12 protein-coding genes are annotated in these 13,853 nt (G+C 70.3%); 4 read left to right on the top strand and 8 right to left on the bottom strand.

Going from position 1 to position 13,853, the window contains the following annotated elements; translation table 11 throughout:
* Positions 1-142: 142 nt before the first annotated feature.
* Entirely contained in the window at positions 143-1,930 is a 1,788-nt protein-coding gene (locus A3862_RS16775) for a hypothetical protein (protein WP_043758352.1), read from the top strand.
* 3 nt (positions 1,931-1,933) lie between these two features.
* Here A3862_RS16775 and A3862_RS16770 read toward each other — a convergent pair whose 3' ends face one another.
* The 7 genes from A3862_RS16770 to A3862_RS16740 all read right to left on the bottom strand — a co-directional run bounded on the left by A3862_RS16770 (position 1,934) and on the right by A3862_RS16740 (position 9,765).
* A complete protein-coding gene (locus A3862_RS16770) occupies positions 1,934-3,163 on the bottom strand; it encodes a molybdopterin molybdotransferase MoeA (RefSeq protein ID WP_043758353.1) in 1,230 nt (409 codons plus the stop codon).
* Positions 3,160-3,651: a cyclic pyranopterin monophosphate synthase MoaC gene (gene moaC / locus A3862_RS16765; RefSeq protein WP_043351646.1), complete on the bottom strand. Its 492-nt coding sequence runs from the start codon at positions 3,649-3,651 to the stop codon at positions 3,160-3,162. The genes A3862_RS16770 and moaC overlap by 4 nt, the downstream gene beginning before the upstream one ends.
* 3 nt (positions 3,652-3,654) lie before the next feature.
* Positions 3,655-4,542 (bottom strand): indole-3-glycerol phosphate synthase TrpC, encoded by an 888-nt coding sequence (gene trpC / locus A3862_RS16760; RefSeq protein WP_043758356.1) that lies wholly within the window; start codon positions 4,540-4,542, stop codon positions 3,655-3,657.
* Complete coding sequence (trpD, locus tag A3862_RS16755) at positions 4,539-5,576, bottom strand: anthranilate phosphoribosyltransferase (RefSeq protein ID WP_043351643.1); 1,038 nt, start codon at positions 5,574-5,576, stop codon at positions 4,539-4,541. Before trpD ends, trpC begins: the two co-directional genes overlap by 4 nt.
* 35 nt (positions 5,577-5,611) lie before the next feature.
* On the bottom strand, positions 5,612-6,226 hold the full coding sequence (locus A3862_RS16750) for an anthranilate synthase component II (protein ID WP_043761266.1): 615 nt from the start codon (positions 6,224-6,226) through the stop codon (positions 5,612-5,614).
* Between the two features lie 110 nt (positions 6,227-6,336).
* Positions 6,337-7,860, bottom strand: coding sequence for an anthranilate synthase component I (trpE, locus tag A3862_RS16745; RefSeq protein WP_043758359.1), 1,524 nt, complete (start codon positions 7,858-7,860; stop codon positions 6,337-6,339).
* Positions 7,861-7,863: 3 nt separating this feature from the next.
* Positions 7,864-9,765 (bottom strand): peptidylprolyl isomerase, encoded by a 1,902-nt coding sequence (locus tag A3862_RS16740; protein WP_043758361.1) that lies wholly within the window; start codon positions 9,763-9,765, stop codon positions 7,864-7,866.
* 187 nt (positions 9,766-9,952) lie between these two features.
* On the opposite strand from A3862_RS16740, the gene tpiA reads away from it, so the two are divergent.
* Positions 9,953-10,714, top strand: a complete 762-nt coding sequence (gene tpiA / locus A3862_RS16735) for a triose-phosphate isomerase (RefSeq protein WP_043348827.1) — start codon at positions 9,953-9,955, stop codon at positions 10,712-10,714.
* 144 nt (positions 10,715-10,858) lie between these two features.
* Here tpiA and A3862_RS16730 read toward each other — a convergent pair whose 3' ends face one another.
* Positions 10,859-11,305, bottom strand: coding sequence for a nuclear transport factor 2 family protein (locus A3862_RS16730; RefSeq protein WP_043758365.1), 447 nt, complete (start codon positions 11,303-11,305; stop codon positions 10,859-10,861).
* Between the two features lie 308 nt (positions 11,306-11,613).
* Here A3862_RS16730 and secG point away from each other — a divergent pair, with 308 nt between their 5' ends.
* Both secG and A3862_RS16720 read left to right on the top strand, forming a co-directional pair.
* Entirely contained in the window at positions 11,614-12,033 is a 420-nt protein-coding gene (gene secG / locus A3862_RS16725; protein WP_043348833.1) for a preprotein translocase subunit SecG, read from the top strand.
* A gap of 156 nt (positions 12,034-12,189) precedes the next feature.
* Complete coding sequence (locus A3862_RS16720; protein WP_043348836.1) at positions 12,190-13,818, top strand: CTP synthase; 1,629 nt, start codon at positions 12,190-12,192, stop codon at positions 13,816-13,818.
* Positions 13,819-13,853 lie beyond the last annotated feature (35 nt).

Here is a 13,853-nt window from a genome sequence, read left to right as displayed (position 1 = left end):
GACGGCAGGATGCCGGGTCGTGGTTAAGGAATCGCTGGCGCGGCGGCGGGAACGCGCCGCCGATGTCCCTTGACCGCGCGTTAAGCCGAACCGCGCCAGCATGACGGCGAGGGCATCGACCGCCCGCCCGGGTGATCCAACCATGCCGGCTCCGGCGCCCCTGCCCTCCCGACCGCGCCGGCGGATCGAGACCCGCACGCTCCTGTGGGTACTCGCCGCCCTCTGCATCGCGACGATGAACGCGCCCCACGCGGTGTGGGAGACGATCCGGCACCTGCGGGTTCCGGATACCGACGACGCCATGCGCCTCGTGGAAGTCCGCGACCTGCTGGCCGGACAGGGCTGGTTCGACAACGTCCAGTACCGGTTCCTGGCCCCGGCCGGCACGCCCAGCCACTGGTCACGCCTCGTGGACGCACCCATCGCGGCGATGATCCTGGGACTCACGCCCCTGACAGGTCGCGCGCTGGCGGAAGGCCTCACAGCCGCCTTCTGGCCCATGGTGCTGTTCGGGCTCTACGGCTGGGTTCTGTATCGCGGCGTCCGGCACAGCTTCGGGAGCCGGGCCGCGCTCCTGGCCCTGGTGGCGGCGACGCAGACCTTCGGTGTCACGATCCAGTTCCAGGCAGGCCGGGTCGATCATCACAATCTGCAGATCATCGCGATCCTCGGCCTCGCCTTCTGCATGATCGGCGGCGATCTGAAGCGGGGCGTGATCGGTGGGATTCTGGCCGCCGTCTCCCTGGCGATCGGGCTTGAGGGGCTGCCCTTCGTGGCGCTGGCCGCCCTGTATCTCACGGGCGACTGGTGCCTGCGCGGAGCGCCCGCCCGGGCCCCGCTGGCGGGCTTTGGCCTCGGGCTCGGGGCCGCCGCGCCCGCATTGTTCGCCGTGCAGACAGCGCCTTCCCTCTGGGGTGTCTCGCATTGCGACGCGCTCTCGCCACCGTGGCTCTGGCTGACCGTGGGCGGCCTCGTCTTCGCCACCGGAGTCGCCGTCGCGGGAGAGCGCATGGCGACGATCCGCGCCCGGCTCGCCCTCGCAGGCTTGGCCGGATGCGTCCTTCTGGTCGGGTTCGTCGCCGCCTTCCCGGCCTGCCTCGGCGGCCCCTTCCCGGACATGCCGCCTCTCGTGCGGATCCATTGGCTGCTGACCGTCAACGAGATGGCGCCACTGACGAAATTCGTGGCGCGCGGCCAGTGGGAGGCGCTGGTCTTCTATCCCGTCGTGATCCTCGCGACCTTCACCGCAACCGGAATGGCCTGGCGCGGGCCCGAGCGTCGGGCTTGGTCGGTGATGGCGCTATTCCTGTGGCCCGGGCTGATCCTCGGCATCATTCAGTTCCGCGGCCTCTACATCGCCTCCGGCTTCGTGCCGCTGGTGGCGGGCATCATCCTCGATCGGGCGCTGGCGCGCGCCGCAGGCCCGCCTGCCGATGGCCGGCGCTGGCAGATCGCGCTCCTCGGCGCCGGAATGATCAGTTGCCTCTGGATGATCCCGGCGCTCCTGTTCGGAGCGTTGGCGCCGGACCTGCGCACCGCGCCGGATGCGGCCGAGGTCACAGCCTGCCTCAGCGATGCCGCCGTAAGCCCTCTCGCGGCCCTGCCGGAGGGCACCGTGCTGGCGCCGATCGTCCTGGGACCGTCGATCCTGTTGCGGACACCGCATAAGATCGTGGCCGCGCCGTATCACCGGGCGATTCCCGGACTCACGGCCGCAATCGAAGGGCTGGGCGGTACCGAGGCCGACCTCGACCGGGTGCTGACGGAGTTCGGCGTTCAATACCTCGTCGCCTGCCCGGCCCGGCCGGCCGACGATCTTCAGGCCGAGACGGCCTTCGCCACGCGACTCGCCCAGGGCAGCGTCCGGAGCGCCCGCCTGATGCCGCTGGACCTGCCCGGCCCTCTCAAGGCGTGGCGCGTGATGCCCTGAGCGTCAGAACAGGCGACGATCGAGACGGATGATCCGGCAAAGATCGCCGGCGGTCGCGGCCGGCGCGTGCGGCGCGCGGATGAGCAAGGCCTCAGAGCGTCCGAGAACGCCCAGCATGGAGGAATCCTGGCGCTGCTCGGCGGTCGCGATGGGCAGCTGGCCAGGTTCCACGGTGAGGCTCGCGCGCATGTAGTCGGCGCGGCCGTCATTCGCCGAAAGGTCGCGGCCGAGCCTCGCCGGCTCGCTGCGGTCGGCGCCCGCCTGCGGATCCCCCTGGAGCGCACGGATGGCCGGAACCACGAACAGCAGCCCGCAGACGATCGACGAGACCGGATTGCCCGGCAATCCGATCACCAGCATGTCGCCGAGGCGGCCGTGCATCAGCGGCTTGCCCGGCCGGAGGGCGACCCGCCAGAACCCGAGTTCCAGTCCCTCCTTGGCGAGCGCGCTCTGAACCAGATCGTGGTCGCCGACGGAGGCGCCCCCGAGGGTGATGAGCAGGTCGGCCCGCGCCTCGCGGGCCCGACGGAACGCATCCGCCAGGGCGGCGTGGTCGTCGGCCGCGATTCCGAGATCGATGATGTCGGCACCCGCCTCCGCCGCGAGGGCCGCCAGCGCGAGGCTGTTCGAAGCGACGATCTGGTCCCAGCCGGGCGTCGCCCCGGGCTCCACCAACTCATCACCGGTGGCGAGGATCGCAACCCGCGGCCTCCGCCGCACGGAGAGGCGCGGATGGCCAGCCGCCGCGGCCAGCGCCAAGCGCCGGGCGTCGAGGCTCATGCCGGCCGGGATCAGGGTTTCGCCCGCGGTGAAATCGAGGCCCGCCCGACGGATGAACCGCATCGGCTCGACCGGCTCGAGGACGCGCACCGTCCCATCCTCCGCGGACGCATTCTCCTGGATCAGGATCGCGTCCGCACCGTCCGGAACCGGCGCGCCGGTAAAGATCCGCACCGTCTCGCCTGCGCCGATGCGTCCCGAGAAGCCGTGTCCGGCCGCACTGGTGCCGATCATCCGCAGGGATGCCCCCACCTCTGAGGCGTCGGCGCTGCGCACGGCGTAGCCGTCCATGGCCGAGGCCGGGAACGGCGGCTGTGTGCGGGAGGCGCCGACATCCGCGGCGAGCGTCCGGCCGGCAGCCTGCGCCAGCAGCACGGTTTCGGGTTCGACCGGACCGGCGACGCTCGCGAGAACGCGCGCCAGCGCCTCGGCGACCGGGATCAGGTCGCTCATTCCTGCGGGGCCCGATACGCGCCCGAGCGACCGCCGTCCTTTGCGATGAGGCGTATGCCCTCGATGCGCATGCCGCGATCGACCGCTTTCACCATGTCGTAGACCGTCAGGCAGGCCACCGAGACCGCGGTGAGGGCCTCCATCTCGACACCCGTCGGACCCTGCACCCGGACTTCGGCGGCGATGCGCAGGCCCGGCAACGCCGCGTCGGGCTCACACTCGACCCGGACCTTCGACAGCAGCAGCGGGTGACAGAGGGGGATCAACTCGTGGGTGCGCTTGGCCGCCATGATGCCGGCGAGTCGCGCCGTGCCGATCACGTCCCCCTTCTTGGCGTCGCCCTCGCGGATCAGCGCCAGGGTCTCGGGCCTCATCACGATCTGGCCTTCCGCCCGGGCGGTCCGGTCGGTGGCGGGCTTGTCGGTGACGTCGACCATGTTGGCCGCGCCGCTGGTGTCGAGATGGGTCAGCGTCGAGCCCGGCTCCATCGCTTAAGCCTTCTTCCGCGGCTTGCCGCCCTTGGTCTCCGCATCGCCGAACAGCAGGGTCCGGGCCGCCTTCGCGACGTCCGGCTGCCGCATCAGGCTCTCGCCGACCAGCACCACGCCGAGGCCGTTGTCCCGGAGACGCACCACGTCGGCATGGTCGCCGATCCCGCTCTCGGCCACGGCGATGCGATCGGCCGGTATGCCCGGCGCGAGCCCGATCGCGGTCTCGAACGACACCTCGAAGGTCTTGAGATTGCGGTTGTTTATGCCGATCAGGGCCGTACCGAGGGGGATCGCCCGGATCAGCTCAGCCGCGTCATGCACCTCGACCAGGACATCCATGCCGAGGAGATTCGCCGTCTCAACCAGGGCCACGGCCTCGTCGTCGTCGAGGCAGGCCATGATGACCAGAATGCAGTCGGCGCCCCAGGCCCGCGCTTCGTAGACCTGATAGGGCTCGAACAGGAAGTCCTTGCGCAGCACCGGAAGCCCGCAGGCTTCGCGCGCCGCCGTCAGGTACTCGGGCCGGCCCTGGAACGAGGGCTCGTCGGTGAGCACCGACAGGCAGGTCGCGCCGCCGGCCTCGTAGGCGGCGGCCAGGGTGGCCGGATCGAAATCGGCGCGGATCAGACCCTTGGAAGGCGAGGCCTTCTTCACCTCGGCGATGAGCGCCGGGCGGTCCTCGGCGAGGTGGGCGCGGATCGCCGCCGCGAAACCGCGCACCGGTTCCGCCTGCGCGACCCGCCGTTCCAGCTTGGCGAGCGGCACGCGCAGCTTCGCTTCGGCGATCTCGCGGCGCTTGTAGGCCTCGATCCGCGCGAGGACGTTCGGCCGCTCGGGCGGCGCCTCGGCGCCGGTCTGCTGGGTCGCGTCGTGCGTCAGCGAGCTCATCGGCCCTCCTCCCCGTTGGAGTGGTCGTTCGAAGCCCGGACAAGGCGGGCGAGCGTCGCCCGGGCCGCCCCGGAATCGACGGCATCCTGCGCCCGCGCGACGCCGTCCGCCAGGGCCTGCGCGGCACCCGCGACGACGAGGGCCGCCCCCGCATTGAGAACCGCGATATCCCGGTAGGCGTTCTGGGCGCCGGCCAGGACGGCCTCGAGCGCCCGGGCATTGTCGGCCGGATCGCCGCCGCGCAGTTCCTCGGGCGCGCGCAGCGCCAGCCCGAATTCCCGCGGGTCGATGGTGAAGCGAGACAGCCTGCCGTGATCGAGGGCCACCACCCGCGTCGGACCCGTGACGGTGATCTCGTCGAGCCCGTCGGACCCGTGGACGGTCCAGACCCGGCGGCTGCCGAGTTCCGAAAGGACGCGCGTCAGCGGCTCGGCCAGCGCCTCCTGGGCGACGCCGAAGAGCTGATAGCCGACGCCGGCCGGGTTGCTGAGCGGGCCCAGCAAATTGAAGATCGTCCGGACAGGCAGTTCGGAGCGAACCGCCGCCACGTGTCGCATCGCCGGGTGATGGGCCTGGGCGAACAGGAAGCAGAGACCGGCCTCGTCGAGGCAGCGCACCTGCCCGGCCGGATCGAGGCCCAGACGGACGCCCAAAGCCGCGAGCACGTCGGCCGCGCCCGACCGGGAGGTCGCGGCGCGGTTGCCGTGCTTGGCCACCGGCACGCCGCAAGCGGCCACCAGGATGGCGGCCAGCGTCGAGACGTTGACGCTGCCGGAATGGTCGCCGCCGGTGCCGACGACGTCGATGGCGTTCGCGGGCGCCGCGACGCGCGTCATGCGTTGCCGCATGGCCTCGGCGGCGCCGACGATCTCGTCGACGGTCTCGCCGCGCACCTTGAGGGCGGTGAGGAAGGCGCCGGCCTGGACCGGCGTCACCTCGCCCGACAACAGGTCGTCGAAGGCGGCACGGGCCTCGGCACGGTCGAGGGCGAGGCCCCCGGCGACCTTCGCGAGATGGGGTCTGAAACGATCCATGGCTTCTGACGGAGGGCCGCCCCGGCCTCCCGGCGTCAATGCACGTCGGCACGCGTCCTGTCACGCGCCGTATTCCAGGCCGTGGCAAGATCGAGGAAGTTCTTCACGATCTCCGTGCCGTGCTGCGACCGGATGCTCTCGGGATGGAACTGGACGCCATGGAGCGGACGCTCGGCATGCTCGAGCCCCATGATCAGGCCGTCCGCCTCCGCGGTGACCCGCAACGCGGCCGGGCAGGTCGCACGATCGACCACGAGGGAGTGGTAGCGGGTCGCCTCGAAGCTGTCGTTCAGGCCGCGGAACAGGCCGCGGGCTCCGTGCCGGATCGTCGATACCTTGCCGTGGAGCGGCAGGGGCGCCCGCACGACATCGCCGCCGAACGCTTGTCCGATGGCCTGGAGACCCAGGCACACGCCGAAAATCGGGATCTCCTCGGACAGATCACGGACCACGTCGAGGCAGATACCCGCCTCCGTGGGCGTGCATGGCCCGGGCGACAGCACGATCGCGTCCGGCGCCCTGGCGCGGATGTCGGGGATCGTGAGCGCGTCGTTGCGCACGACATCGACGGTCCCGCAGAGCGGACCGATCAGGTGCACGAGATTCCAGGTGAAGGAATCGTAGTTGTCGATGACGAGGACGTTGGGCATCGCGGCGGCACGCTCGGGCATGCAGGCGATGTGACCGCTCGCATTCGCGCGGTCAACCATCCCCGTCGTTCGGCAATCGGATCGGGCGCGGAACCGGTTCGCGGCCCCGCCTACTGCCCCCGTTTCGCCTGCGCGGCGAACCGCACCGCCTCCTCGGCGGCGCGGAACAGCGCCTTGGCCTTGTTGACGCATTCCTGCTGCTCGGAGGCAGGATCCGAATCGTACACGATCCCTGCCCCGGCCTGGACGTGCATCTGACCATCCTTCACCACCGCGGTGCGCAGGACGATGCAGGTGTCCATCTCGCCCCGGGCACCGAAATAGCCGATGCAGCCCGCATACGGCCCGCGCTTCTCGCGCTCCAGCTCGTCGATGATTTCCATGGCCCGCACCTTCGGCGCCCCCGAGACCGTCCCGGCCGGGAAGCCCGCCGCCAGCGCGTCGAGGGGATCGTGGCGTGGATCGAGGTCGCCCTCGACATTCGACACGATGTGCATGACCTGGCTGTAGCGCTCGATGAAGAACGAGTCGGTTACCCGGACGCTGCCGATCCGCGAAACCCGGCCGGCATCGTTCCGGCCGAGATCGAGCAGCATGAGGTGCTCGGCCCGCTCCTTCGGATCGGCAAGGAGTTCCTCGGCGAGCGCGGCATCCTCGGCCGGGGTTGCGCCGCGGCGGCGGGTTCCGGCGATCGGGCGAACCGTGACGGTCCCCTCGCGCACCCGGACGAGGATCTCCGGCGACGAGCAGACGATCTGGAACGTCTCGAAATCGAGATAGCACAGGAACGGCGCCGGATTCGTGCGCCGGAGGGAGCGGTACAGGCTGAAGGCCGGCAGGGTGAACGGCGCCGAGAAGCGCTGGGACAGCACCACCTGGAACACGTCGCCCGCGACGATGTACTCCTTGGCGCGCGCCACCATGGCGGCGAACGCGTCCGGCGACGTGTTGGAGACCGGCTCGGGATGGGCGACCGCCGACAGGTCCACCCGCGCCTCGATCGGCAAGGGACCTTCCAGGGCGGCGGCGACCCGGTCGAGACGCTGAAGCGCCTCCTCATAGGCGGCCCGGGCCGTCGTCCCGGCCGTGGGCCTCACCGGCGACACGACGGTGATCAGGTCGCGGATGGAATCGAAAACCACCATGACCCGCGGACGCATCAGGATGGCGTCCGGCACGCCGAGGGGATCCGGGTTCGGCTCCGGCAGCCGCTCCATGGCGCGGACCATGTCGTAGCCGAGATAGCCGAATAACCCGGCCGCCATCGGCGGCAGATCCTGGCCGTCGGCTTCTTCGCCGATGGCGCTCTCGGCGATCAGCGCCCGCAGGCTCGCCAGCGGTGCCCGGTCATCCGGCTCAAACCGGGTAAGGTCGGCACCGCGCGCGATCGCGGGCGCGCCATCCCGGCAGCGCCAGATCAGGTCCGGGTCGAGGCCGATCATGGAGTATCGGCCGCGCACGGCACCACCCTCGACCGATTCGAGGAGGAAGGCCGGACCGGAATGGCCGGCGCGCAGCTTGAGGAACGCCGCGACCGGCGTCTCCAGATCCGCGACGAGGCTGACCGCGACGAGGCTCGGCTGCCTGGCCTCGTAGCGCGCCGCGAAGGCCGCATAATCGGGCGCTTCGGCCATGCCTCAATACTCGCCGCCGATGGCGCGGCGCAGGGCCGCCGGATCGACCTTGACGCCCGCGTTCTTCTGAACCTCGCTGATGTACTGAGACAGGACGTCGTCGGCGAGGGCGGCCTGGAAGCTCTGCGTGATCTGCTTGTCGCTGGGGCTGTCGGCAACGAAGGCCGGAACCGTCGCCGCCGTGACCTTGAACACCGCGCGCGAATCTCCGGCCGCCGCCGTACCGGCCTTGCCGACCGGGGTCGCGAAGATCAGGTTCACGTCATCCGGCTTGAGCATGTCCTTGGCTTGATTGCGTGCGAGATCCTGGGCCTCCTGCAGGTTGACGCCGACCTCCTGCGCTGCGGCCTCCACGGTCTCGCCCTTGTTGATCTTCTCGACCAGCTCGCGGCCCTTGGCCTGAAGGCGCTTGGCGATCTCGGTCGCGGTCCAGCCGGCCTTCACGCCGTCCTTGACCTCGTCGAGGGGCTTGTCGTGGGCGGCATCAATTCCGGTGACGTCGTACCAGACATAGCCGCCGGTCTTAGTGCGCAGAGGCTCGTTGTCGCCGCCGATCTCGGCGCGGAACAGGGCCGGCACAGTGGTGTCCGGATCGGGGATGTCGGCGACCCGTTGCCCGTCCGGTCCCTTGCCGTTCACGTCCACGGCCTTGACGCTGACGATCTTGAGACCACGCTCCGCCGCGATGTCGGCGAGGGGCTTTGCACCGGCCCGCTGATCCTCGATCGTGTCGCGGGTGGTCTCCATCGCGTCGCGGGCGCGGGCCAGGGCGAGGCCCTTGCGGATCTCACCCTCCACGGCCTCGAAGGGCTTCACCGTCCCGGGCTCGATCTTGGTGACCCGCAGCAACACCGTGCCGAAGCGGCCCTGGACGGGCTGGCTCACACCGCCCTCCGGCAGCGCGAAGGCCGCGTCGGCCACCGCCTTGTCGAACAGCTCGCTCTTCGTCAGCGTTCCCAGGGTCAGGTCCTTGTCGTCGGTGCCGCGCTCCGTCGCCACCGCCTCGAACGTCTTGGCGCCGTCGGTGATCGCCTTGCGGGCCGCCTCGGCGGCAGCCGGGTCGGGGAAGACGATCTGCTGGATGGTGCGTTTCTCGGGCGCGCCGTAACGATCCTTGTTGAGCGCGTAGGCGGCGCGGGCGTCGGCCTCGGTGATCGCGTCCGGCTTCGCCATCGCCTCGGGTTCGACCACGAGGAGGTTGACCGCGCGGAATTCCGGCGCCCGGAAACCGGACTTGTTGGCCTCGTACCAGGTCTTCAGCTCGTCGTCGGTCGGCTCGGGGATCTGCCCGGCGACCGAGGGCGTCAGCATCAGGTAGGCGGCGGCACGGCGCTCGGTGGTGTAGCGGTGGACCGCCTCCCGCATGGCGACCGGCACATGCAGGTCCGACGACACCGCCTCGGCGAGTTGCAGACGGGCGATCACGGAGCGCTGCTCGCGCACGAACATGCCCTCGTTGAGACCCGCCCGCTGCAGGGTCTGGTAGAAGAGCTGCGGCTCGAACTGGCCCTGCGCGTTCTGGAAGCTCTTCTCCTCGTGGATCGCCTTGATCACCGCGGAATCCGGCACGACGAGGCCGAGATCGTGGGTCTTCTGATCGAGGGCGGCCTCGGTGATCAGCTGAGACATGACCTGCCGGTCGAGGCCGAGCATCCGCGCCTGATCGGGCGTGAGGGGACGCTTCAACTGCGTCTGATAGCGCTGCAGCTGGTTCTGATAGGCTTGGCGCACCTGCTCGGCGGTGATCGGCGTGCTGCCAACGGTCGCCACCTTGTTGCTCGCGCCGCCGCGGAAGAACTCCTCGACGCCGAAGATCCCGACGCCGGCGATCAGCAGCGTGAAGATGATCGTCAAGACGATCTTGCCGAGCCAGTGCTGGCTGGCGTTGCGGATGCCCTGAAGCATGGTCTGTGATCAAGTACCTTCGGCAGCCGTCCCGTCGCCGGGCCGGCGCTGTTCCTGAGAGCCGACCGCGATAGACCATTCGCGTCCACAGGCAAAGACTCAGGCGCTTCGGCGCGTTTGCGCGCTCAAGCTCGCTCTGGTAGGCCCCGGCAACTTCGGGAAACGCCGCGGCGGAGCGAGGGCAGGAATGACGCAATCGGGGCGCAGGCCGCTTGTCGCCGGCAACTGGAAGATGAACGGGACCCGGGCATCCATCCAGGTGGTCGAAGCGATTCGCGACGGGCTCTCGCCCGACCTCGCGGCCCGCATCGACGTGCTGATCTGCCCGCCCGCGACGCTGATCGGCTCCTGCGTGGCGGCGGCCGCCGGCTCGCCCATCGCCATCGGCGGCCAGAACCTCCATGCCCGCCCCAGCGGCGCTTTCACCGGCTCGATCTCGGCCGAGATGCTCGCCGATCTCGGCGCGCAATACGTGATCGTCGGTCATTCCGAGCGTCGGGCCTACCACCACGAGACCGATGACGGCGTCCACGCCAAGGCGCTGGGTGCCCGGCGTGCCGGCTTGTGCGGCATCATCTGCGTCGGCGAGACCATCGAGGAGCGCGAGCAAGGCCGGGCCCTCGACATCGTCCGGGCGCAGCTCGCCATCGGCCTGCCGAAGGGCGCCACGGCGGCCGATACGGTGATCGCCTACGAGCCGGTCTGGGCAATCGGCTCGGGCCGGACACCGACGCCGCGCGACATCGCTGAAGTCCACGCATCCCTGCGCGAGATGCTCGACAAGCTCGTGGGCGACGAGGCGCACAAGATCCGCATCCTCTATGGCGGCTCGGTGAAGCCCGGAAATGCCCGCGAACTTCTGTCGGTGGACAACGTCGACGGCGCCTTGGTGGGCGGCGCGAGTCTCGTGGCCGCGGATTTCCTGGGGATCTGCGCCGCCTACGCCTGAGCGCGCCTCTGACGGTTCGATGCGCTCGCGGCGCTTGCCGTCGTCACGCGTTGCAAAGAGACTTCAGTCTTTGCAGGGCCTGAGTGGGGCGGCACCGGACTGCTCCGCTGGCGCGGGCGGAGCGGCGATCGCACGGAGGCGCTGTCAGATCTTGAAGGCCTGACGCGCGAGCAGCCGCCAGCGGCCGTGATCCCGGTGCCAGACCTGCATCACGCCGATATGCACCGGCGCCGTCTTGCCGCCCGAGACGACTTCGCCCGTGAAGACATGGCGGGCGACGGCGTCGTCGCCGACCACCGAGACGGAGCGGTCCGACAGGGTGATGCTCGGGAAGGCCGAGCGCTTGCTGGTGAGCGTTTCGACGAACGCCGTCTTGTCCTGCACCTGACCGCTGGAATGTCCGTAGCTCAGACCGTCGAGGACCAGGGCGTCGAGGGCAGGCCCGTCCGCGGCCAGCAAGGCTTGGGTCAGAGCGTCGACGGCCTGCTCCACGGCGGCGGCGTCGGGCCCGGCGGCCGTGCCGGGGACGGCGCGGATCAGAACGGGCGCGGCGATGGCGGCAACGAGCGCCACCCGGCGTGACACGGACATGGTTGGCCTCCCGGACGGGGCGGCGCGTTCGATCGGCCGCTCTCTCCCGTCCAGAAACCACGCGGCGCGGCCGAAGGCGAGGGGCGCCGCCGACAGCCGGCCGCGCGCGTCAGGTTGGCGGCGGACGGCCGGTGGTGTATGCCGTCGCCCAATTCCGGCCGGTCCGCCCGCAAAGTCGCCCACGAGGCTTCCGCTGCACGCATGCGTGCCGGGGAGCACCGGAAGCGACGGCGGGCTCCGGCCCTCGTGCGTTCGTCTCCCGGTGCCCGCTGCCGGCGCGCGGCGCTGAAGAAGATCCCGGAACACCGATGCAGACCGTCCTGATCGTCGTCCACCTCATCATCGTCCTCGCGCTGATCGGCGTCGTGCTGCTTCAGCGCTCCGAGGGCGGCCTCGGGCTCGGCGGCGGAGGCGGCGGCGGCGTCGCGGGGTTCATGACCGGCCGTGGCCAGGCCAACGCCCTGACCCGGGCCACGGCGATCCTGGCGGCCCTGTTCTTCACCACCAGCCTGGCGCTCGCCATCCTGTCGCATCGCTCCGCGGCGCCGAAATCGATCCTCGATACCGGCGCGCCGCAGACGTCGGGCCAGCCCGCCAAGCAGCCGACCGGCGCCGACAACCTGCTCGACACGCTCCGCCAGCAACAGGACCGGGTGCCCGCCACGGCGCCGGCCCAGCCGGCCGCGCCCGCCCAGCCGGCGGTCCCGGACGCGCCGCAATCCCGCTGACGGGCTGCGCCCGGAACGGCGCAGCGTCTCATTCCATCTCCGACGGGCCGGCACTCAGCCGGTCCGTGCCATGCGTTCCATGATCCCCAGCCCATGCGCGGGCCGGGGCACGGGTCGTTTGGCAAACGGCAGCAGCTTCTTTATGGACCGAGGCCCATGACGCGGTACGTTTTCATCACCGGCGGCGTGGTCTCCTCCCTCGGCAAGGGGCTCGCCTCCGCAGCCCTGGCGGCGGTGCTGCAGGCCCGCGGCTACCGGGTCCGGATGCGCAAGCTCGACCCCTATCTGAACGTCGATCCGGGCACGATGAGCCCGACTCAGCACGGCGAGGTGTTCGTCACCGACGACGGCGCCGAGACCGATCTCGACCTCGGGCATTACGAGCGCTTCACCGGAGTCCCGGCGAGCCGGGCCGACAACATCACCACGGGCCGGATCTACCAGGACATCATCGCCAAGGAACGCCGCGGCGACTATCTCGGCGCCACGATCCAGGTGATTCCGCACGTCACCAACGCGATCAAGGACTTCGTCCTCGACGGCAACGACGCGTTCGATTTCGTGCTCGTCGAGATCGGCGGCACCGTGGGCGACATCGAAGGGCTGCCGTTCTTCGAGGCGATCCGCCAGCTCGGCCAGGAACTGCCCCGCGGCACCTGCTGCTACGTCCACCTGACGCTCTTGCCCTACATCCCGTCCGCGGGCGAACTGAAGACGAAGCCGACGCAGCATTCCGTGAAGGAGCTGCGCTCCATCGGCATCCAGCCCGACATCCTGCTCTGCCGCTGCGACCGGGACATCCCGGTCGATGAGCGCCGCAAGCTCGCGCTGTTCTGCAACGTCCGCGAGACCGCGGTGATCGAGGCGCGGGACGTGGCGTCGATCTACGAGGTGCCGCTCTCCTACCGGACAGCCGGCCTCGACCGCGAGGTGCTCGGCCATTTCGGCCTGGAGCACGGCGAGGAGCCGGATCTCGGCCGCTGGCGGACGATCTCCGAGCGCGTGCGCAACCCCGAGGGCGAGGTCTCCATCGCCATCGTTGGCAAGTACACGGGGCTCAAAGACGCCTACAAGTCGCTGACCGAGGCGCTGACCCACGGTGGCATCAGCCATCGGGTCAAGGTCAACCTCGAATGGATCGAGGCCGAGGTGTTCGAGCGCGAGGATCCCGCGCCGTTCCTGGAGGGCCTGAACGGAATCCTGGTGCCGGGCGGGTTCGGCCAGCGCGGCGCCGAGGGCAAGATCCGCGCGGCCCGCTACGCTCGCGAGAAGCGCATCCCCTATCTCGGGATCTGCTTCGGGATGCAGATGGCCGTCATCGAGGCCGCCCGCTCGCTCGCGGGAATGCCGGACGCCAATTCCACGGAGTTCGGCGAGACGTCCGAGCCGGTGGTCGGCCTGCTCACCGAGTGGCTGCGCGGTAACGAGCTGGAGCGGCGGGCTGCGGCCGGCGATCTCGGCGGCACGATGCGGCTCGGTGCCTATGAGGCGAAGCTCGATCCCACATCCAAGATCGCCCAGATCTACGGGTCCGAGCAGATCTCGGAGCGCCACCGCCACCGCTACGAGGTCAACATGGCCTATCGCGAGCGGCTGGAGGCCAAGGGCCTGCGCTTCTCCGGCGTCTCCCCCGACGGCCTCCTCCCCGAGACCGTGGAGCATGTCGGGCACCCGTGGTTCATCGGCGTGCAGTTCCACCCGGAGCTGAAGTCGCGCCCCTTCGAGCCGCACCCGCTGTTCAAGGGCTTCGTCGGCGCCGCGATCGAACAGAGCCGGCTGGTCTGAGCCGCGGCGGCGCGCCGCTGCTCGCGCGGCGGGCC

This window comes from Methylobacterium sp. XJLW (assembly GCF_003254375.1).
Lineage (GTDB): Bacteria > Pseudomonadota > Alphaproteobacteria > Rhizobiales > Beijerinckiaceae > Methylobacterium > Methylobacterium fujisawaense.
Note: the sequence above shows the minus strand (reverse complement) of the source record. Positions and strands in the feature narration are given on the sequence as shown.

Coding starts and splice junctions, on each gene's coding strand:
- secG (WP_043348833.1), top strand. CDS start 11,614: ATGCAGACCGTCCTGATCGTCGTCCACCTCATCATCGTCCTCGCGCTG.
- A3862_RS16775 (WP_043758352.1), top strand. CDS start 143: ATGCCGGCTCCGGCGCCCCTGCCCTCCCGACCGCGCCGGCGGATCGAG.
- A3862_RS16770 (WP_043758353.1), bottom strand. CDS start 3,163: ATGAGCGACCTGATCCCGGTCGCCGAGGCGCTGGCGCGCGTTCTCGCG.
- A3862_RS16730 (WP_043758365.1), bottom strand. CDS start 11,305: ATGTCCGTGTCACGCCGGGTGGCGCTCGTTGCCGCCATCGCCGCGCCC.
- trpE (WP_043758359.1), bottom strand. CDS start 7,860: ATGGCCGAAGCGCCCGATTATGCGGCCTTCGCGGCGCGCTACGAGGCC.
- trpC (WP_043758356.1), bottom strand. CDS start 4,542: ATGAGCTCGCTGACGCACGACGCGACCCAGCAGACCGGCGCCGAGGCG.
- tpiA (WP_043348827.1), top strand. CDS start 9,953: ATGACGCAATCGGGGCGCAGGCCGCTTGTCGCCGGCAACTGGAAGATG.
- A3862_RS16750 (WP_043761266.1), bottom strand. CDS start 6,226: ATGCCCAACGTCCTCGTCATCGACAACTACGATTCCTTCACCTGGAAT.
- trpD (WP_043351643.1), bottom strand. CDS start 5,576: ATGGATCGTTTCAGACCCCATCTCGCGAAGGTCGCCGGGGGCCTCGCC.
- A3862_RS16740 (WP_043758361.1), bottom strand. CDS start 9,765: ATGCTTCAGGGCATCCGCAACGCCAGCCAGCACTGGCTCGGCAAGATC.
- moaC (WP_043351646.1), bottom strand. CDS start 3,651: ATGGAGCCGGGCTCGACGCTGACCCATCTCGACACCAGCGGCGCGGCC.
- A3862_RS16720 (WP_043348836.1), top strand. CDS start 12,190: ATGACGCGGTACGTTTTCATCACCGGCGGCGTGGTCTCCTCCCTCGGC.